Origin of the sequence: Liquorilactobacillus capillatus DSM 19910 (genome assembly GCF_001434915.1) — a bacterium.
Taxonomy (GTDB): domain Bacteria; phylum Bacillota; class Bacilli; order Lactobacillales; family Lactobacillaceae; genus Liquorilactobacillus; species Liquorilactobacillus capillatus.
This window is the reverse complement of sequence record NZ_AZEF01000025.1, coordinates 35,533-56,878: the sequence shown is the minus strand read 5'-3', so window position 1 is coordinate 56,878 and position 21,346 is coordinate 35,533. Positions and strand designations below refer to the sequence as shown.

18 protein-coding genes are annotated in these 21,346 nt (G+C 41.0%); all 18 read left to right on the top strand.

All coding sequences use genetic code 11. From position 1 onward, the window contains the following. Positions 1 to 4 precede the first annotated feature (4 nt). Complete coding sequence (locus FC81_RS05570; protein ID WP_057744031.1) at positions 5 to 658, top strand: NADPH-dependent F420 reductase; 654 nt, start codon at positions 5 to 7, stop codon at positions 656 to 658. Positions 659 to 800: 142 nt separating this feature from the next. After that, a complete protein-coding gene (hemH, locus tag FC81_RS05565) occupies positions 801 to 1,751 on the top strand; it encodes a ferrochelatase (protein WP_057744028.1) in 951 nt (316 codons plus the stop codon). A gap of 264 nt (positions 1,752 to 2,015) precedes the next feature. Beyond that, a complete protein-coding gene (gene lspA / locus FC81_RS05560) occupies positions 2,016 to 2,462 on the top strand; it encodes a signal peptidase II (RefSeq protein WP_057744025.1) in 447 nt (148 codons plus the stop codon). Continuing rightward, positions 2,455 to 3,360 (top strand): RluA family pseudouridine synthase, encoded by a 906-nt coding sequence (locus FC81_RS05555; RefSeq protein ID WP_057744022.1) that lies wholly within the window; start codon positions 2,455 to 2,457, stop codon positions 3,358 to 3,360. Before lspA ends, FC81_RS05555 begins: the two co-directional genes overlap by 8 nt. Positions 3,361 to 3,509: 149 nt before the next feature. Then, positions 3,510 to 4,046, top strand: coding sequence for a bifunctional pyr operon transcriptional regulator/uracil phosphoribosyltransferase PyrR (gene pyrR, locus FC81_RS05550; RefSeq protein WP_057744068.1), 537 nt, complete (start codon positions 3,510 to 3,512; stop codon positions 4,044 to 4,046). Positions 4,047 to 4,187: 141 nt separating this feature from the next. Continuing rightward, positions 4,188 to 5,471: a solute carrier family 23 protein gene (locus FC81_RS05545; RefSeq protein ID WP_057744019.1), complete on the top strand. Its 1,284-nt coding sequence runs from the start codon at positions 4,188 to 4,190 to the stop codon at positions 5,469 to 5,471. A gap of 15 nt (positions 5,472 to 5,486) precedes the next feature. Next, on the top strand, positions 5,487 to 6,437 hold the full coding sequence (locus tag FC81_RS05540) for an aspartate carbamoyltransferase catalytic subunit (RefSeq protein ID WP_057744015.1): 951 nt from the start codon (positions 5,487 to 5,489) through the stop codon (positions 6,435 to 6,437). Continuing rightward, positions 6,434 to 7,720: a dihydroorotase gene (locus FC81_RS05535; RefSeq protein WP_057744012.1), complete on the top strand. Its 1,287-nt coding sequence runs from the start codon at positions 6,434 to 6,436 to the stop codon at positions 7,718 to 7,720. The genes FC81_RS05540 and FC81_RS05535 overlap by 4 nt, the downstream gene beginning before the upstream one ends. 2 nt (positions 7,721 to 7,722) lie before the next feature. Beyond that, entirely contained in the window at positions 7,723 to 8,808 is a 1,086-nt protein-coding gene (locus FC81_RS05530; RefSeq protein WP_057744009.1) for a carbamoyl phosphate synthase small subunit, read from the top strand. Continuing rightward, the gene (carB, locus tag FC81_RS05525) at positions 8,801 to 11,989 is read left to right on the top strand and encodes a carbamoyl-phosphate synthase large subunit (protein WP_057744006.1); all 3,189 of its coding nucleotides are present in this window, start codon (positions 8,801 to 8,803) and stop codon (positions 11,987 to 11,989) included. The genes FC81_RS05530 and carB overlap by 8 nt, the downstream gene beginning before the upstream one ends. Before the next feature lie 32 nt (positions 11,990 to 12,021). After that, positions 12,022 to 12,798 (top strand): dihydroorotate dehydrogenase electron transfer subunit, encoded by a 777-nt coding sequence (locus FC81_RS05520; protein WP_057744004.1) that lies wholly within the window; start codon positions 12,022 to 12,024, stop codon positions 12,796 to 12,798. Further along, positions 12,795 to 13,742 (top strand): dihydroorotate dehydrogenase, encoded by a 948-nt coding sequence (locus FC81_RS05515; RefSeq protein WP_057744001.1) that lies wholly within the window; start codon positions 12,795 to 12,797, stop codon positions 13,740 to 13,742. The genes FC81_RS05520 and FC81_RS05515 overlap by 4 nt, the downstream gene beginning before the upstream one ends. Continuing rightward, the gene (gene pyrF, locus FC81_RS05510; RefSeq protein ID WP_057743997.1) at positions 13,732 to 14,448 is read left to right on the top strand and encodes an orotidine-5'-phosphate decarboxylase; all 717 of its coding nucleotides are present in this window, start codon (positions 13,732 to 13,734) and stop codon (positions 14,446 to 14,448) included. Before FC81_RS05515 ends, pyrF begins: the two co-directional genes overlap by 11 nt. After that, positions 14,448 to 15,071, top strand: a complete 624-nt coding sequence (gene pyrE, locus FC81_RS05505) for an orotate phosphoribosyltransferase (RefSeq protein WP_057743994.1) — start codon at positions 14,448 to 14,450, stop codon at positions 15,069 to 15,071. Before pyrF ends, pyrE begins: the two co-directional genes overlap by 1 nt. 187 nt (positions 15,072 to 15,258) lie before the next feature. Further along, positions 15,259 to 16,512, top strand: coding sequence for a serine hydroxymethyltransferase (gene glyA / locus FC81_RS05500; RefSeq protein ID WP_057743991.1), 1,254 nt, complete (start codon positions 15,259 to 15,261; stop codon positions 16,510 to 16,512). Positions 16,513 to 16,873: 361 nt separating this feature from the next. Continuing rightward, positions 16,874 to 19,132: a formate C-acetyltransferase gene (gene pflB / locus FC81_RS05495; protein ID WP_057743989.1), complete on the top strand. Its 2,259-nt coding sequence runs from the start codon at positions 16,874 to 16,876 to the stop codon at positions 19,130 to 19,132. Positions 19,133 to 19,256: 124 nt separating this feature from the next. Continuing rightward, positions 19,257 to 20,054 carry a pyruvate formate-lyase-activating protein gene (gene pflA, locus FC81_RS05490; RefSeq protein ID WP_057743985.1) on the top strand — a complete coding sequence of 266 codons (798 nt, stop codon included), beginning with the start codon at positions 19,257 to 19,259 and terminating at the stop codon, positions 20,052 to 20,054. A 304-nt stretch (positions 20,055 to 20,358) separates the two neighbouring features. Beyond that, positions 20,359 to 21,327 carry a LysR family transcriptional regulator gene (locus FC81_RS05485; RefSeq protein ID WP_057743982.1) on the top strand — a complete coding sequence of 323 codons (969 nt, stop codon included), beginning with the start codon at positions 20,359 to 20,361 and terminating at the stop codon, positions 21,325 to 21,327. The last annotated feature ends 19 nt before the right edge of the window (positions 21,328 to 21,346 follow it).

Here is a 21,346-nt window from a genome sequence, read left to right as displayed (position 1 = left end):
GCATATGACAACGACGATTGGGATCTTAGGTGCAGGTAAGTTAGGAACGGTTTTAGCCCAGTTAACAACAGCAGCGGGCTATCATGTTTTGATTGCCGGGTCAGGCCATGTAGCTAAGATCCAACTGACGGTTGAAGTTTTGATTCCTGCAGCGGTTCCGACAACGATTGCTGAGGTCTGCCACCAAGCTGACATCGTTATTTTGGCCTTGCCGCTCAGTAAATACCAGACTTTGTCACCAGCAGCTTTAGCAGGGAAGTTGGTTATTGACGCAATGAACTATTGGTGGGAAACAGATGGAAACCGGGAGGATCTAACTAACACACACTATTCATCTAGTGAACAAGTTGCTCGCTATTTTCATAAAAGTCATGTTGTTAAAGCCTTGAACCATATGGGCTACCATGATTTATTTGATGAACCACGGTTGCAAGGACAGCCGGGACGCAAGGCGATTGCAATTGCAGGGGATGAAGAGAAATACGTTGAAGAAACGGTAAAATTAGTTGACCGGTTGGGCTTTGATCCGGTTCGTGCTGGTTCTCTAGCTGACAGCGGTAAGATGGAACCAGGTAGTGCGGTTTTTGGGGCGAATGTTACGAAAAAGGAATTAAAGAAACTGTTGACAGATTTTTCTAAAACAAAATATGGACAGTAAATACTGATTAAGTGTACGTCAAAAATCTCTAATTAAGTTATGTTAAGAAGAAAGACGGATTCTAGCCAGTTTAGATGATAAGATGAGCTGGTTTAAAAGAATTCATAGAGCTTTAAAAGAATGAGAGTGATGGGGGATCATAATGCATAAAGCTGTCTTATTAGTAAATACTGGCACACCTGCAACGTCTACCCGCGAAGATGTGCGTTCCTATTTAAAATGTTTTTTAAGTGATCCACATATTATTAATATGCCGTACTGGCAGTGGCAACCAATTTTAAGGTTGATGATCTTGCCATGGCGGCCTTTTAAATCAGCTAAATTATATCAGCAGATTTGGCTAGCCGAAAAGGGCTCACCGTTAGAATATTATACCAAACAGCAGGCGAGAAAACTGCAGACGCAGCTGCCTGAGTACATAGTTAAGTATGCTATGAGTTATAGTAAACCGACTATTGCAGAAGTTTTAAAAACATTTGAGCAAATAGGTATAGATTCTTTAACGGTCATCCCACTGTATCCACAGTACTCGCGGACTACAACTGGAGCTGTAATCGATGAGATTCATCGCTTCTATACACAAAAGGCTGCTAAACCAGTACTGCATATAGTGAAAGACTTTTGCAGTACCGAAGAATATATTAAAGCATTGACGACTCAGATAAAAGAAGGAGTTGCAACATTTAAACCTGATAAAGTTCTTTATTCATATCACGGGATTCCTGTCAGTTATGTTGTTAAGGGTGATATTTACCAAATGCGGTGTAACCTCACGACCAAGTTGTTAGCGAAAAGCTTGCCACAGATTTCTGCTATTCAAACTTATCAATCACGTTTTGGGTTTGCACCATGGTTGGAACCGGCGACTAAGGCGACTTTAAAACAGCTGCCAGCTAAGGGGATTAAGCATGTCTTAGTTGTTGCCCCTAGCTTCGTTGCCGATTGTTTAGAGACACTAAATGAATTGGCAATCGAAAATCGAGCGGCCTTTCTGAAGAGTGGCGGAACGGATTATCATGTTTTGCCAGCCTTGAATGACAGCCAGATGTTTATTGATGTTCTTGAACAACTAGTCAGACGAGTGGAAGAATAAGAACTAGTTAGGGTTAAGTAAACTAACTAGGGAGCTGTCTTAAAAAATTGAATTTGTTTTTAAGATAGTCGACAAAAAAGGAAGTTTTAATTACAGTTTACAAAAAAAGAATCATAGGATTGCTTTATGCCAATAAAAGTGTTAATTGTTCGGTATTAGGCGCTAGTTGTGAAAAAGATTTGAAGAGTTGTTCTTAATTGTTGTATAATTAACTATCCGTGTTTAAACGATCTGGACAAAAAAGAAAAGAGGTGCCCTCCGGTAATGGTGATTTATTTGTTATTGATATGTGCAATAGTGTTACTTGATCAGTTAGTAAAATTTTATGTTGTACATAATGTTCCACTTAATACAAGTTATGATTTTATTCAACATTTCTTGGGGATCGCGCATATTAGGAATTATGGAGCAGCTTGGAATATCTTTACTGGTCAAAAATGGTTGCTGTTTATCATAACGGTGGTTGCGCTTGGTGTCTTAGTTTATCTGTTTAAAAAAATGTGGACTAACTGGATATACGCGTTAGGGCTCAGTCTGATCATTGGGGGAACGATTGGTAATTTTATTGATCGAATTCGTTTGGGATACGTAGTTGATATGTTTCAACTGCTATTTATTAACTTTCCAGTCTTTAATGTGGCTGATGCATCCTTAAGTATCGGAGTGGTTATTTTTCTGATAGCGTTACTGCGAGATGATAAGGATGACTGAGCGTCAGCGAGTTAACTCACAAACAGGACGCTTAGATAAAGTTGCTGCACAGCTCTTCCCTACCTATTCGCGTTCGCAGATCAAAGACTGGCTTTTAACAGGCAGAATGGTGGTCAATGGGCAACCAAAAAAACCTAAATACCAAGTAGTCAGTGGTGACTTAATAGAATTAGACCGTCCTGAAGTACAGCATATTGCAGTTGTGCCTGAGGATCTCCCGTTGGATATTATCTATGAAGATAAGGATGTTTTGGTAGTTAATAAACCACAAGGGATGGTCGTTCATCCCGCACCAGGTCATCCTAACCATACGTTAGTTAACGCGTTGTTGTATCATAGTCCTTTGTCGACGATCAATGGTGAATACCGTCCAGGGATCGTCCATCGGATCGACAAAGATACTTCCGGATTATTGATGGTAGCTAAAAATGATTTAGCACACCGCAGTCTCGCGGCACAATTAAAAAAGAAAACCAATATCCGTGAATACACAGCACTCGTTCATGGCAGAATCAAGCCGAATAAAGGAAAAATTGATGCTCCACTGGGTCGTTCGCCTAAAAACCGCAAAAAACAAGCTGTTGTCGCCGGTGGACGTAATGCTGTCACTTATTTTGAAGTAGTAAAACGATACCGTGATTATACGCTGATCAAGTGTATTTTGGAAACAGGCCGGACGCATCAAATCAGGGTGCACATGAAATATATTGGTCATCCTTTGGTTGGCGATCCACTCTATGGTCCAACTAAAACAATTAAGGGACAGGGACAGTTTTTGCATGCTGGCAAACTTGGATTTAAGCATCCTGTGACAGGTGAAGAAATGGTTTTTGAAGTACCATTACCAGTTATTTTTAGAAAAACGTTAGATAGGCTTGACAAAACTAATGACATTTAGTAGATTAAATGTAATAAAGGTCCTTTAAAGATAGTCCCGTGAGGCTAGGAAGGCAGCGTCTTATTCGAACTTGAGATAAAGACAACGGTCTGACCACTTAGCTTAACGCTAGGTGGTCTTTTTTAATGGATAAAAAAGGGGAGAAGAAAATGGCAAAAGAAGTTATTGATTCAATGGCAATGAAACGTGCTTTGACAAGAATGACCTATGAAATTATTGAGAAGAATAAAGGGATCGATGATTTAGTATTGGTTGGAATCAAAACACGCGGAATATATTTGGCACAGCGTATCGCAGACCGTTTAAAACAATTAGAAGGCGCTGCTGTTCCGGTAGGCGAATTAGATATTTCACTTTACCGGGATGATCGGCATGATTTATCACAAAAGCAAGATCCAGTAATCAACTCATCTAAGTTGGGTATCGATATTACGAATAAACAAGTTATTTTGGTAGATGACGTTTTATTCACCGGCAGAACGATTCGCGCGGCCTTAGATGCTTTGATGGACCAGGGACGACCACAAAAGATTAATGTTGCTGTTTTAGTTGACCGTGGTCACCGTGAGTTGCCTATTCGTGCTGATTTTGTCGGTAAAAACATCCCAACATCGCTTGATGAACAGATTTCGGTTTCTGTTGAAGAGATCGATCAAAAAGATGCGATTGAGATTAAAAAAATTTAAATTGGAACAACCATTTTAATTGACTCCAGAGAGGGCAAAAAGGTTGATATATACTTTGAAAAAACTTTTCAAGGGAAACCTTATGCTAGCCTGGATCAATAAAGATTCAGGTTTTTTTGTATAGAAGGGGAGATTTTTTCTGTGAACGGTAAGAAAGAGGAATTTAGAAACGAAGAGGCAATCTTAGATATTCAAGATAGACCCACATTTACGCATTGGCTTGTCTTATCAATTCAGCATTTATTTACAATGTTTGGGGCAACGGTTTTAGTCCCTTTGCTGGTAGGGATCAACCCTAGTATTGCGCTTTTTAGTTCAGGTGTGGGGACACTTGTTTATATCCTATGTACCAAGGCTAAGATCCCAGCTTACCTCGGATCAAGTTTTGCATTTGTTGGGACTATGCAGGTTCTAATGAAAGTAGATGGGTATCCAGCAATTGGACAGGGTGCGATTGCAGCAGGGTTGGTTTATGTGATCGTATCACTAGTGATTGGCCGTTTCGGTTCAGAATGGGTCGATAGTCTTTTACCACCAGTTGTCGTTGGACCGATTATTATTGTAATTGGGCTCTCACTTGCAACTACGGCCGCTAACGATGCAATGATGAACAATTCACATTATGACTTAAAGTATTTTGGAGTAGCACTTTTTACGCTGATCATCACAATTATTTTCAATATGTTTCTTAAAGGTTTTGCAAGCATGATCCCAGTCTTGCTGGGGATCGTTTGCGGGTATATCTGTGCTGTTCTGGCCGGAATCGTTGATTTTCAAAGTGTTGAAGCAGCTAAGTGGTTCTCACTGCCAGCATTTAACGTAATGTTTGTTAATTATGATTTCAAGTTATATCCGGGAGCTATTCTTGCAATGGCCCCGATCGCCTTTGTCACAATGACTGAACACATGGGTCATGTGATGGTTTTGAATAAGTTAACTAAACGGAATTTCTTTAAAAAGCCTGGTCTACATCGAACACTATTCGGTGATGGGCTTTCCTCTATCATTGCCGGTTTTGCTGGTGGACCACCAACTACTTCATATGGTGAAAACATTGGTGTGTTGGCAATGACGAAGGTCCACAGTGTGTGGGTACTAGGCGGTGCGGCAATTTTTGCAGTCCTTTTCAGTTTTGTTGGCAAAGTCAGTGCGTTGATCCAGTCTATCCCAACACCAGTTATCGGTGGGATCAGCTTCTTGCTTTTTGGAATGATCGCATCGAATGGATTACGGATCTTAGTTGATAATAAGGTCGATTATGAGTTAAAACGCAATTTAATTATTACAGCTGTTATTTTAGTAATTGGAATTGGAGGAACTTATCTACAGATTGGACAGTTCCAGCTAACGAGCATCGCCTTAGCAACGATCTTTGGAATTGTTGCCAACCTCGTGTTACCTGAGAAAGCCAATAGCGAAAGATAGTAAGGAGATAAAATGATGCTGAACACGCAAAAACGTTTAAAGCTTCAACATTTCTTGACCATAAAAAATTTACAGAATGAACAAGTCAACAGCTTGATTGAACGTGCTGAATATTTTAAGGCTGGTGGAAAGGTTCTGAACTATGAACAGCCAGTTTATGCAGTTAATATGTTTTTCGAAAATAGTACGCGAACACACTGCAGTTTTGAAATGGCTGAAAGAAAACTTGGGATTGAAACGATTCCTTTTGATCCAGCTGCTAGTTCGGTTAAAAAGGGTGAAACACTTTACGATACCTTACTGGCATTGAACTCAATTGGAGTTGAACTGGCAGTAATTAGACATCCGCATAATGAATACTATAGAAAACTAGTTAACTTATCTGCTGCTCAAAAACTTAATATTGGTATCATTAATGCCGGAGACGGCAGTGGACAGCATCCCTCACAATCTTTATTAGATATGATGACGATCCATGAACAATTTGGTGGCTTTAAAAGGTTAAAGGTTGCAATTATTGGCGATCTAACGAATTCGCGAGTGGCTCGTAGTAATATGCGTTTACTAAAGCAATTAGGGGCAGAGGTATATTTTTCCGGTCCTGAATATTGGTACTCCCAAGAGTTTGCGGAGTATGGAACCTATGGTAAGGTTGATGATCTGCTGGATCAGATGGATGTGGTTATGTTATTGCGGGTGCAGCATGAACGCCACCAACAGGAAACAGCTTTTTCAACAGAACGATATCATCAACAGTATGGGTTGACGCTCGAACGTTATGAACGCTTGAAGAAACAAGCAATTATTATGCATCCTGGTCCTATAAATCGTGGGGTGGAACTGGCATCGGAACTGGTTGAAGCTTCACAATCACGTTTTACAACGCAAATGCAGAATGGTGTGTTTATGAGAATGGCGATGATTGAAGCGGTAGTTGAGGGACGAAACTTAGGAGGAAAAAGATGAACATTTTATTAGAAAACGGATTGGTTTACCAAGCAGGGCAGCTGCAGCAGCTTGATATCTTGATTATAGACGATAAGATCGCGGCACTTGGGCAGGATTTAGCTGAATTAGGAATTGACCTTCAAAAAAGAATTGATCTTACCGGTAAATTAGTGACTCCTGGTTTAGTTGATGTTCACGTTCATTACCGTGAACCGGGTTTTACGTATAAAGAGACGATCAAAACAGGCAGTCAAGCAGCTGCCCATGGTGGATTTACCACTGTTTGTGCAATGCCTAATCTTGATCCAGTTCCTGATAATCCAGCACAACTGCAGAAGATCCAAGCACGCAATGTTGCAGATGGTGTCGTACACATCAAACAATATGCTTCTATTACATTAGGGCGCCAAGGCGAAAAAATAGCCGATTTTAAGGCACTCAAAGCAGCTGGAGCTTTCGCCATTAGTGATGATGGTAGTGGCATCCAAACAGCTGGAACGATGTACCTAGCGATGAAACAAGCGGCAGCATGCGGGATTCCGTTAGTTGAACATACCGAAGATAATTCACTGCTTTTTGGGGGTGTTATGAATGAAGGCGAGCGTGCAACCGAATTAAAGTTGCCTGGGATGCTCGGGCTCAGCGAATCATCACAACTAGCACGTGATTTGATTCTAGCACAACAAACTGGGGTGCATTACCATGCTTGCCATCTCTCAACAAAGGAAAGTGTTGCATTGGTCCGCTGGGCTAAAGCACAGGGAATCCATGTGACTTGTGAAGTTGCACCACATCATTTACTGCTTGCCGATTGTGATATTCCAGCTGATGACGCTATGTATAAGATGAATCCACCGTTGCGTTCTAAGGAAGATCAGCAGGCGCTTATTGCTGGCTTATTGGACGGAACGATTGATATGATTGCAACAGATCATGCACCACACAGTGAAGATGAGAAACAAGGAAGTATGTGTGAAGCATCCTTTGGAATTACTGGCAGTGAAACGGCCTTCTCCTTGTTATATACACATTTTGTTAAAACAGGGATCTTTAAATTAGAACAGTTACTAGACTGGATGAGTGCTGCACCAGTTCAGAAATTTCAAATAGAGGATGCAGGCTTTATCTTACCAGGGAAAACGGCTGATATCGCTGTCTTTAACTTAAATGATGAATTTGAACTTAAAGAGGAAGATTATCTATCTAAGGGAACGAATACCCCATTTACAGGAACAAAAGCGTATGGTGAAACAGTAATGACACTCGTTGCAGGCGAAATTGTTTACCAGAAGGAGGACTGACAGTGAAACGTTATTTACTTTTAGAAGACGGAACGATCTTTGAAGGCGAAGGTTTTGGTGCACCTAGTACTACTAGTGGTGAAGTCGTTTTTACGACTGGGATGACTGGTTATCAAGAAGCAATTACTGACCAATCATTTTCAAACCAGATTTTAGTTTTTACTAATCCCCTAATTGGAAATTATGGAGTCAACTTTGATGATTATGAGTCGATTGAGCCAACGTGCAAAGGGGTCATCTGCCATGAAGTAGCACGTGTTTCAAGTAGCTGGCGGCAACAGACTTCACTTCCTGCTTTTTTGGAGCAGATGGATATCCCTGGGATTACAGGAATTGACACCCGTGCGTTAACTAAAAAACTACGTTCACGCGGAACAATGAAGGGTAGTATTGTCGATGCGAAATCCGACTTAGACCATGCTTTTGACCAGCTGAACGCGATGGTGATCAATCATAATCTCGTTCAACAAGTATCAACTAGCAAGCCTTATCCTAATCCGGGTGATAAAAGAAATGTCGTTGTGGTTGATTATGGTCTCAAACACAGTATTTTACGGGAATTAGCCAAACGTGGCTGCAATACGATCGTCTTACCATACACGGCGACAGCGGAGGACATTTTCAAGCTGCGACCAGATGGTGTCCTCTTGTCGAATGGGCCGGGGGATCCCAAATCATTGCCGCAAGCAATTGAGATGGTAAGCGAAGTTGAGAAGAAACTGCCACTTTTTGGAATATGTTTAGGGCATCAACTTTTCGCGCTTGCTAACGGAGCGGATACTTACAAAATGAAATTCGGACACCGTGGCTTTAATCATCCAGTCAAAGAAGTGGCAACCGGACGAATCTGCTTTACCTCGCAAAATCATGGCTTTGCGGTTGAACCAGCGTCAATCGATAACCAGAAACTAAATGTAACTTACCGTGAGATCAACGATGATACGGTTGAAGGATTGCGGCATAAAAATTATCCAGCCTTCAGTGTTCAGTTTCATCCGGACGCAGCTCCTGGCCCACATGATGCAGCAGACCTGTTTGATGATTTCATGCACATGATCGATGTAAGAAAGGATGAAAAAAATGCCTAAGAGAACGGATATTCATAAGATAATGGTAATTGGTTCTGGACCGATTATTATTGGTCAAGCAGCAGAATTCGATTATTCAGGGACACAAGCATGTCTAGCATTACGTGAAGAAGGATATGAAGTTGTGTTAGTCAATTCAAATCCGGCAACGATCATGACAGATACTGAGATCGCAGATCGTGTATACATTGAGCCCTTGACAACGGAGTCAGTCTCACGGATTATCCGACAAGAATATCCTGATGCTATTTTACCGACGTTAGGTGGGCAAACCGGTTTAAACTTAGCAATGTCACTTTCTAAGACGGGTATCCTAGAAGAACTTGAGATTGAATTGTTAGGGACGAAGCTTGATGCAATTAATCAAGCTGAAGATCGTGAATTATTTAAGGAACTAATGAACGAACTTGGTGAACCTGTTCCAGATTCAAAAACAGTCAGCACGATAGAAGAAGCGTTAGACTTCGCAGCCGAGATCGGTTACCCAGTTATCGTTCGTCCCGCGTTTACAATGGGTGGAACTGGTGGTGGTCTATGTGATAATAAAGAGCAATTAGCTGAGATCGCTGCTAACGGTTTAGACCTTTCGCCAGTAACACAGTGTCTAATTGAAAAAAGTATTATGGGTTATAAAGAAGTCGAATTTGAAGTAATGCGTGATAGTGCTGATAATACAATGGTTGTTTGTTCGATGGAAAACTTCGACCCGGTAGGAATCCATACAGGAGACTCAATCGTGTTAGCACCAACTCAAACTTTGTCGGACCGTGAATACCAGATGCTGCGGGATGTGTCACTCCGGTTGATTAGCGCATTGAAAATCGAAGGCGGTTGTAACGTTCAGTTAGCTCTTGATCCATACAGCTTTAATTATGATGTTATTGAAGTCAATCCGCGGGTCAGTCGCTCATCAGCTTTAGCTTCTAAAGCTACTGGATATCCAATTGCCAAAATGGCAGCTAAGATTGCGGTCGGTTTAACACTTGATGAGATTAAAAATCCAGTTACTGGAACAACTTTTGCAGAGTTTGAACCAGCCCTAGATTATGTTGTTGCTAAGATCCCCCGGTGGCCTTTTGACAAGTTTCCGCGTGCTAACCGTAAGTTAGGAACGCAAATGAAGGCTACAGGTGAAGTAATGGCAATTGGGAGAACGGCAGAAGAAGCAATTCAAAAGGCAGTTCGTTCACTAGAGATTGATGAAACTGATCTATTATCACCAGAAGCTCACGAAGCGAGTGATGATAAATTAGAAGAAAAACTAGTGCACGCGCAAGACGACCGGCTCTTTTATATTGCGGAGGCATTCAGACGTAGTTATACACTAGATGAGGTTAATGAATTAACCAAGATCAATCACTATTTCCTTGATTTAATTAAACATATTACTGAACTTGAAGTTGAGATCTGCAAGAATCCCGAAGATAAAGATCTTTTGCCAAAGGTTAAAAGATATGGTTTTAGTGATGCTACGATTGCTAAACTATGGAATATTACAGAGAGAAAAGTCCGCGCATTACGTAAAGAGACCCAAGTCTTGCCAACGTATAAAATGGTGGATACTTGTGCTGCGGAGTTTGAATCGCAGACACCGTATTTTTACAGTACTTATGATTTAGAAAGTGAAAGCCATCCAAGCTCAAAAGATTCTGTCTTGGTTATCGGCTCAGGGCCAATTCGAATCGGACAAGGTGTGGAGTTTGATTATGCAACAGTTCATAGTGTAAAGGCTATTCAACGGTTAGGCTATGAAGCGATTGTTATGAATAGCAATCCCGAAACAGTGTCAACTGATTTCTCCATCTCTGACAAGCTTTATTTTGAACCGTTAACACTGGAAGATGTTCTAAATGTGATTGAACTTGAACATCCCTTGGGGGTCATCGTTCAATTTGGTGGGCAAACGGCGATTAATTTAGCTGCCGATCTGCAGGCTAATGGAGTCAAAGTGCTTGGAACAAAAGTTGAAGATGTTGATCGTGCGGAAGACCGTGAACTTTTCGATCAAGTTATCAATAACCTGGGGTTGAAACAACCAGTCGGCAAAACGGCAACGACTCAGGAAAAGGTTATCGCAACGGCTAAAGAGATTGGCTACCCAGTTTTGGTTCGTCCAAGTTATGTGCTAGGTGGTCGTGCAATGGAAATTGTAAATAATGAAGCTGAGCTGGAAGACTATCTTGAACAGAATGTGACGGCAGCAATTGACCATCCGATCTTAGTTGATGCATATCTTGAAGGTCGGGAATGTGAAGTTGATGCAATTTGTGATGGTGAACGAGTCTTACTACCAGGAATTATGGAACATATTGAACATGCGGGCGTTCATTCGGGTGATTCAATGGCGGTTTACCCCCCACAATCTTTTTCAGAAAAAATCAAGCAGCAGATTGTTGATGCTACGCAAAAATTAGCCGTTGCTTTGAAGTGTGTGGGAATTATGAATATCCAGTTTATTATTCATAATGATGAGGTTTATGTTCTTGAAGTCAATCCACGTGCGAGCCGGACAGTTCCATTCTTGAGCAAAATTACTGGAATTGAGATGGCACAAGTCGCAACCAAAGTTATTTTAGGAAAATCATTACGTGAGTTAGGTTATGAAACTGGGCTCTATCCTGAAAGCAAGTCGATCCATGTCAAAGCACCAGTCTTTTCATTCAGCAAATTAGAAGATGTTGATAGCTACCTTGGACCGGAGATGAAATCAACAGGAGAAGTTATGGGGAGTGATCGGACCTTTGAGAAGGCACTTCTTAAGGCCTTTGCAGGTGCTAAAATGGAATTACCACTTAGCGGCAGTGTCCTGCTAACGATTGACAGCCATGATAAAGATATCGTTTTACCACTCGCTAAAAAGTTTAGCCAAATTGGTTACCGACTCTATGCAACTAGTGGGACAGCACAGTTCTTGAATGATAACGGGTTACGGGTAAAAACAGTTAATAAGATCGGTGAGGATGCTGTAGATCGGATGGGGATCCTACAGCTGATAAAAGAAGGTAAGATACAGCTGGTCATTAATACGATGGGGCATGATCATGAGGTAACTTCGGATGGTTTCACGATTAGACAAACGGCGATTGAACACAATATTCCGCTGATAACCTCACTCAACACGGCAGAAGCCCTTGTCAAAGCACTTGAAAACCGGACTTTTGCAACGGATGTAATGAAGTAAAGGGAAATCTGATCGTATGGAAGGGGCTGAAAATGCTTACGAAAAGTGATATGCGAATTATTGCGCAAGAGGAATTAGCACCTAGTATTTACCGGATCGTTTTGTACGGAAAATTTGATTATGCTCAGGCAAGACCAGGATGCTTTGTGATGCTGAAACTTCCGGATGGAACCTATCAGTTGCGGCGCCCACTGGCAATTGCGGCGCTTGCTCCACTGCAAGAGACAATTACTTTGATTTACCGGGTGGTTGGCGATGGAACACATTTGTTACAGCAGACGGCTGTTGGGGCACAGTTAAATATTTTGGGGCCGCTAGGAAATGGGTTCCCAATAGAAAATGTAGAATCGACAGAGAACGTTTTACTCGTTGGTGGTGGAACAGGGGTGCCACCATTGATGTTGCTTGCACAGGCCTTGAAAGATAAGGGGTGTAAGGTAACAACTGCTATTGGTTTTCGGACAGCGGCACTGATTTTTGGTGAGAAAGAATTTGAAGATAATGGTCAGTTGCTCTTGGCAACAGATGATGGTTCAAAGGGTTTTCAAGGGAATGTTGGTCAGCTTCTTGCTACTCAGCCCGAGCAGACTTACACCAAGGTTTATGCTTGTGGGCCAAACGGGTTGCTTCAGATGGTCCAGACTCGTTTTGCAGGAACCACAGCCGAGATTTATCTTTCGTTGGAAAGCAGGATGGCTTGTGGCGTAGGTGCCTGTGAGGGCTGTGTTGTCTCGACTAAAGATGGCACTTATAACAAGCGAGTCTGTGTTGAAGGACCTGTTTTCAATGGTCGGGAGGTCAGACTATGACAGCGGCAAGCCGATTAGCAGTTGAACTTCCAGGTTTAAATTTAAAAAATCCAGTGATGCCGGCAAGTGGATGCTTTGGTTTTGGCGATAATCGCTACGCTGAGATGTTCGACTTGAATGAGTTGGGAGCAATTATTATTAAAGCTGCAACTCTTAAACCACGAGCAGGGAACCCCGTACCGCGGATCGCAGAGACAACAAGCGGTGTTTTGAATGCGGTCGGATTGCAAAACCCTGGTGTTGACGTTATCCTGCGAGAAAAATTGCCGGTTCTTCACCAGAAATATCCTACATTACCCGTGGTGGCCAATATCGCGGGTGCGACGCAAGCTGAATACGTTGAGGTTGCTAAGCGTATGTCTGCTTCAGGAATGGTTTCTGCACTTGAACTGAATATTTCGTGTCCTAATGTTCATGAAGGTGGAATGCTTTTTGGAACTGACCCACAGATAGCGCAACAGTTGACGAAGGCAGTCAAAGAGGTTTCACAAGTACCAGTTTATGTCAAACTTTCACCAAATGTGACGGATATCGTTGCGATTGCCCAAGCAGTTGCGGCTGGTGGAGCAGATGGTTTAAGTATGATTAATACTTTGTTAGGTATGCGAATTGATTTAAATTCACGTAAACCGATTCTGGGCAACAAAACGGGGGGGCTTTCTGGCCCAGGAATAAAGCCGATTGCTGTTCGAATGATTTACCAAGTCAGTCGGGCAGTCGATCTACCGATCATTGCCATGGGTGGGATCGAATCAGCTGCGGATGTCCTTGAGATGTACATGGCAGGTGCAAGCGCAGTTGCCATTGGGACAGCACATTTTAATAACCCAACGGCATGTCCGGATATTATTAAAGCTTTACCTTCAAAGATGGAAGATTTAAAAATTAATAGTCTAAGTGAATTAATTGCAGAAGTTAGGGGGGGATATCCGAATGACGATTAAGCGACCGATTATTGCATTAGATTTTCCAGATCGACAAGCAGCAGCTGTTTTTCTGAATAAATTTCCGGAAGAAGAAAAGCTATTTGTTAAAGTTGGGATGGAGCTCTTCTATAGTGAAGGGCAGGAAATGGTTAAAGCTATTTTGGATCAAGGTCATGATGTCTTCTTGGATTTGAAGTGTCATGACATTCCGCATACGGTTGAGAGTGCGATGCGCGTAATTGGTAAACTAGGCGTGACGCTGACGACTTTGCATGCAAGCGGCGGCAGTGAGATGATGCGTGCTGCTAAAGAAGGTCTGCTTGATGGTAGCGGTGGGAACAGCAATGCCAAACTACTGGCGATCACACAGTTAACTTCGACAGATCAGAAAATGGTAACAGAACAGCAGCAAGTAGTCGGTTCGCTTGAGCAAAGTGTCTTGCACTATGCGCGTTTGGCGCAGACTGCAGAGATGGACGGCGTAGTTTGTTCTGCCTACGAAGCAAATGCAATTTTAACTGCAACTGGAACTGACTTTTTGCGGGTTACACCTGGGATCAGACTAGCCGGTGGTGATCAAGGCGATCAGAAACGAGTTATGACGCCCGAACAGGCTGCGGTCAGAAAAAGTAGTGCGATCGTAGTTGGACGTGCAATTACACAGGCAGCAGATTGTGTTGCTGCATACCGATATATCAAAAAAGTGTGGGAGGAAAATATTTAATGAAGCAAGTTGCAAAAGATCTTCTAGAAATTAATGCGGTAACCCTTTCCCCGAATAAACCTTTTACGTGGGCAAGTGGGCTTAAAAGCCCGATTTATTGTGATAATCGGTTAACGATCAGTTATCCCGCAATTCGAACAAGAATCGCACGCGGGATTGCAGCTTTGATCAGAGAGTCCTTTCCAGAAGTTGAGTTGATCGCCGGAACGGCAACAGCTGGTATCCCACATGCAGCCTGGATCGCGCAAGAGTTAGCTTTACCGATGGTCTATGTCCGTTCTAAACCTAAGGACCATGGACGCGGCAAACAAATAGAAGGTCGAATGGTTGCTGGACAAAAAACTATTTTGATTGATGACTTGATCTCAACTGGCGGAAGTGTGTTGCAGGCAGTGACAGCGGCTCAAAAAGAAGGGGCAGATGTGATTGGTGTTTGTGGAATCTTTAGTTATCAACTAGTAGCAGCTACTAAAAATTTTGAAGCTGCTGAGATACCGTTCAAAACATTAACCAATTATAGTGAATTAATTGATGTTGCGGAAGAAGAGGAGCAAATAACTGTTTCTGAAAAAGAACTACTCCAAAAGTGGCGCCTTGATCCAGAAAACTGGCTTAAAAAATAGCTGAATTCAGACGAATAATTAGCTTACAAAAAAACGAGTAGGATTTATTTAATTCGTCTTTTAGAATGTTTTATAGAAAAACAAAAGTTAAAGTTCACTATTAGCACATAAATTTCATAAAACTACTGAACTTCTTTCGCACCTTTTTTGGGTCTATGGTACAATAATCGCAGGTGGAGGTGGCCTAATGGATTATAAAGAATATGATACAGAATTATGGAATGCGATCCAAAATGAAGAAAACAGACAGCAGAATAATATTGAGTTAATTGCTTCTGAAAATATCGTTTCAAAGGGTGTTATGGCAGCTCAAGGTAGTGTTTTAACTAATAAATACGCTGAAGGATACCCAGGTAAAAGATATTATGGTGGTTGTCAATATATTGATGTTGTTGAAAGTTTAGCGATTGAGCGAGCTAAAAAAATTTTTGGCGCAAAATTTGCAAACGTTCAGCCGCATTCTGGTTCGCAAGCTAATGCGGCAGCTTATTTATCCTTGATTAAGCCAGGAGATACAGTCTTAGGAATGGATTTGGCTGCAGGTGGACATCTAACTCATGGCTCACCAGTTAACTTTAGTGGTAAAACATATAATTTTATTGGTTATGGCGTTGATAAAGAGAGTGAACAGCTTGACTATGATGCAATTTTAAAATTAGCTGAAGAACATCAACCTAAGTTGATTGTTGCTGGAGCCAGTGCTTATTCACGGACTATTGATTTCCCTAAGTTCAGGGAGATTGCCGATAAAGTCAATGCAAAATTAATGGTTGACATGGCGCATATCGCCGGCTTAGTTGCGGCAGGCTTGCACCCAAGTCCTGTTCCTTATGCTGATATAACGACGACGACGACCCACAAAACCTTACGTGGACCGCGTGGTGGGATGATCTTGACTAATGACAGTGACTTAGCGAAGAAAATCAACAGTAGTATCTTTCCGGGAACACAGGGCGGACCGCTGGAACATGTCGTGGCAGCGAAAGCAGCAGCCTTTAAGGAAGCTCTTGATCCGAGTTTTACAGAATATTCACAACAAATTATTGCTAATGCGCAAGCAATGGCAACAGTCTTTGCAAATGACTCAGACGCACGATTGGTTTCGGGCGGAACAGATAATCATTTAATGTTAGTTGATGTCCGCGGGTTTGGACTTAATGGTAAGGGAGCCGAAAAACTGCTTGACACGCTCAATATTACAGTTAATAAGAATTCAATTCCTTTTGAAACACTGAGTCCCTTCAAAACAAGTGGGATTCGCTTAGGGACGCCTGCAATTACAAGTCGCGGTTTTTCAACGGCAGATGCAGCTCACGTTGCTGAATTGATCGTAGCAGCGTTGAAGAACGCACATGATGAATTCAAACTACAAGATATCAAGAAACAAGTGAAGGACTTGACGGCGGCTCATCCAATCTATGCTACCGGCGCTGTTCGTTAAGAGAAAGTTATTAAAAAATAACTGCGGGACTTAGTCAAAGAACTAATTATTGACCTAGGTCCCTTATTTATTTTTGCGTAAATAATTCATATAGCCTAGCTGTAAATTCCATAATTGAATATTTGATTTGGATAGTGGACCAATAGTTAATGTTAAAAATAATAATTATTTTATATTTTGTAAAACGTTTTGTTCAATGCTTCACGTTAGCTTTTGGGGTAATAAAGCGGCTGTTAGTGGGAAAGACTAATTTTATTTTGAAATATTTTAAATAATTAGTGAAAACGCTTGCTATAAAACTAAGCGAGTGCTATTATCTAAGTGTAGAAAGCGCTTATACATTAACGAGGAGGCTTTTAGGATGAAACAGATGGAGAGAGAAACTAGTCAAAAAGCATGGGATGATTTCAAAGGCGGAGAATGGCAATCAGAAATTGATATTCGTGATTTTATTCAGCAGAACTACCGTCAGTATAACGGGGATGAATCTTTCCTTAAAGGACCGACTGAAGATACGACTGCTCTCAATGATGAGTTGACAGAAATAAAACTTAAAGAACGTGCTGCTGGCGGTGTGCTTGATGCTGACACAAAAGTCGTTTCAACCATCACTTCTCATAAGCCAGGTTACTTAGATAAAGACCGTGAAAAGATTGTCGGTTTGCAAACAGATAAACCAATGAAGAAATCTTTGATGCCGTTCGGTGGCATTCGGATGGCAGCAGATGCTCTTAAATCTTACGGTTTCGAGATTGATCCGGAAATAACACATATTTTCACTGATATTACTAAGAGCCATAATCAAGGTGTGTTCGACGCTTATACTCCAGAGATCAGACGTGCTCGGCATTATAAAATTGTCACTGGGCTACCGGATGCGTATGGACGTGGTCGTCTTGTTGGTGATTTTCCACGTGTTGCTCTTTATGGAATTGACCGTTTAGTAGAAGCTAAGCTGAAAGATTTAGATAATTATGGCGGCAATGAAATGACTGACGATGTTATCCAGATGCGTGAAGAAATTTCTGAACAAATCAGAGCTTTGAACCAAATGAAGGAACTGGCAGCCTCATATGGCTTCGATATTTCTAAACCAGCAACAACTGCAACAGAAGCCATTCAATGGTTGTACTTCGGTTACTTAGCAGCTATTAAGCAGCAAAATGGTGCTGCAATGTCAATCGGTCGAATTGATGCTTTCCTTGATATTTATCTTGAACGTGATCTTGAACGGGGAATCTTAAATGAAATTGAAGCACAGGAGCTTATTGATCAATTTACAATGAAATTAAGAATGGTTTCATTTATCCGGACACCAGAATACAATTCCTTGTTCTCTGGGAATCCAATCTGGGCAACATTATCTTTAGCTGGGATGGGTCTGGATGGTGAACACCATGTTACTAAGACAGCCTACCGTTTCTTAAATACTTTAAGCAACATGGGAGCTGCTCCAGAACCAAATATTACCTTACTGTGGTCGAAGAAATTACCTGAAACCTTCAAGCGGTATGCAGCAAGTGTTTCGGTTGAAAGTTCGACGATTCAGTATGAAAATGATGACTTGATGGTTAAACAGTGGGGCACAGATTATTATGCGATTGCTTGCTGTGTTTCTGCACAGCCGGTTGCTGATGGGATTCAGTACTTTGGCGCACGTGCTAATCTTGCAAAAACGGTTCTTTATGCTATTAATGGTGGTAAGGATGAAGTGGGCGCAGCCCAAGTGGGTCCAGCGTATGCTCCAATTACCAGCGAATATATTGATTATGATGAGTTTATGCAAAAACTAGATGTGATGATGGATTGGTTAGCAGATGTTTATGTTAACGCATTAAACACGATTCATTATATGCATGATAAATATTACTATGAATCAGCTCAGTTAGCATTGAAAGATACACGACTTGCACGGACCTTTGCAACCGGTATTTCAGGTTTATCGGTTGCGGCTGACTCAATTTCAGCTATTAAGTATGGTCATGTAAAAGCTATCCGCGATGAGAACGGAATTGCCGTTGACTTCAAAGCAGATCATGATTTTCCAAAATATGGTAACAATGATGATCGGGTAGATAAGATTGCTGTTTGGTTAGTCAAATCATTATTTACCAAGATGAATAAGCATCATTTATATCGTGGTTCAAAACTTTCAACATCTGTTTTAACAATCACATCGAATGTTGTTTACGGTAAAAACACTGGTTCAACACCTGATGGACGTAAGAAAGGCGAACCATTCGCACCCGGAGCAAATCCTGCATACGGGGCAGAACAAAATGGAGCTTTGGCATCACTGTTATCAGTTGCTAAAATTCCTTACAAATATGCAACCGATGGTATCTCAAATACCTTTGCAGTGACACCATCGACCTTAGGCCACGATCTTAACTTGCAAGAAGATACAATGGTTAATATGATTGATGGTTATATGGCCAATAGCGGGCATCATTTGAATATCAATGTCTTCAAACGGGATACGCTACTTGATGCGCAAAAACACCCAGAGAAGTACCCAACTTTGACCATCCGTGTTTCAGGTTACTGCGTTTACTTTGCTGACCTGACCAAGGAACAACAAGATGACGTTATCTCACGGACATTCCATGAGACGATGTAGTTAATATTCATGAGTAAAATGATTAATTGATTTTATAATAAGGAGGGGCTAAGGCAAAAGACATTTTGTCCCAGTCTCTCCTTATTAGTTTTATTAAGTAGGTTCCATGAGAGGATGAGAAACAATGGCAAAATTACCTTTACGTGAAAGAAAAGTTCCTAAACGAGATGGCGATATTATCGGCTATGTCCATTCTACTGAAAGTTTTGGTGCAGTTGATGGACCTGGCATTAGGTTTGTTGCGTTTATGCAGGGATGTAATATGCGCTGTCAGTTCTGTCATAATCCTGATACTTGGAAGAAAAATGTTGGAACAGAGATGACGACTTCTGAGCTGCTTGAAAAAGCCTTACCGTTTCGTCATTTCTGGGGTGATAAAGGTGGGATTACTTTAAGCGGTGGTGAGATTCTACTGCAGATGGAATTTGCAACAGAACTCTTTACTAGGTGTAAAAAGTTAGGGATAAATACTTGTCTGGATACTTGTGGACAACCATTTACACGTCGTCAGCCGTGGTTTGATAAATTCAAAAAGCTTTTGGATGTCACTGATATCTTACTAGTGGATATTAAACATATTAACTCAGATGAACACCGTAAACTAACTGGTTATCGTAATGAAAACATTTTGGATTTGTGTCAGTATTTATCTGATATTGGTAAGCCGGTGTGGATCAGACACGTACTAATTCCTGAACGGACTGATTTTGATAATTATTTGACTGAGCTCGGTGCTTATATCAAGACACTTAAAAATGTCCAAAAAGTGGAAGTTTTACCTTATCATACAATGGGAGTGCATAAATACCACGAAATGGGGATTGACTACAAGTTAGATGGAATTGAGCCGCCAACAAGTGAGCGAGTAGCCAATGCAGAAAAATTATTGCATATTGAGGACTACAAGGGGTATCTTAACTGAAACTGCTAAAGGCTTATAGTTGAAAATTATTAATAGGAAGAATGCATAATCGAATAAGAACGAATTAATGTGGTAGGACTATGATAAGGCGGAGATTTTATCGTAGTCCTATTATTAACGCTAAGCTTTTTTTGAGAAGCAGGTCAAAAAAATAGTTCAAGCAAGTGATTGCTATCAATATTTAAATGTTAAAACTTATTTTTTTATTGTCAAAATGACCTAAATTGTTTTATGATAAAGGTATTCAATAAGTTTGAAATAGTACTTACCATTAATAAAAATTAATAGCAGTGGGAAGGATATTATGAAAACGAAACAGGAAAATATTTTTTCTTCAAAGACTCTAAGTTATTTTCTCCAACTTGCTGACACAATGAGTTATACTCAGGCAGCTCAGATTCTAGGAATTACGCAGCCTGCTTTAACGCAGCAGATCAAAAAATTAGAGCGGAACGTCGGTGCACCATTATTTTACTCAGTAGGGAAGAAACTACATCTGTCAGATGCCGGCTATACGATGCTTGATGCAACACATCAGATTTATGAAGCGCTTAACCGTGCGGCTGATGAGATTCAGCAATCAACAAGCGCGACACAAGGAGAGATCAGCATTGGGATCTTAGCCTCGATCGAGGATCGTGTTTTTAGTAATTTTGCGATTGAGTATTATAAAGAGAATCATGATATTAAAATTATTTTTCATATGCTGACGCGTAAGGAGATCTGGGAAAGGCTTGAAAAAAATACGATCGATCTGGCCGTAATGTATCTTCCAGATGATAATATCAAAAACTGGAAACCATATGCTGCTAAGAAAATTATCAAGGAAGACTTACTATTCTTACATCGTGATGAGCGCTTAGCTAAAAAGCGGCGTGTTAAGTTGAAGGAGACCCTAGATAATGATTGGGTAACTTATCCGCCACAGTATTATCTCAACAGTATTATTCGCGAATCTTACAAAAATGAATTGGTAGACAAACCAACGAGTGTTGCTCACTTCGCGACTCCAGCACAGCTTTACCGTTTTGCACTTGAAACGGGAGTGTACACGACATTACCGCAGTCTTTTGTTTTAGCGCATAATAACAGTAAAAAGGAAAAATTATGGACAGCTCTTTTTGAACCTGAGATTTCTTTTGATTTATCCTTTGTTTTCAGAAAGGACAAGGACCAGATTCCACGTATTCAACATTTTCTAAAAGCATTTGAAGAATACCTCGTTAAAAAAGATTATATCTCACGCTTGACAGAAATGAGCAATGAAGGTTAAATCAAGGTAGTACTAAAAA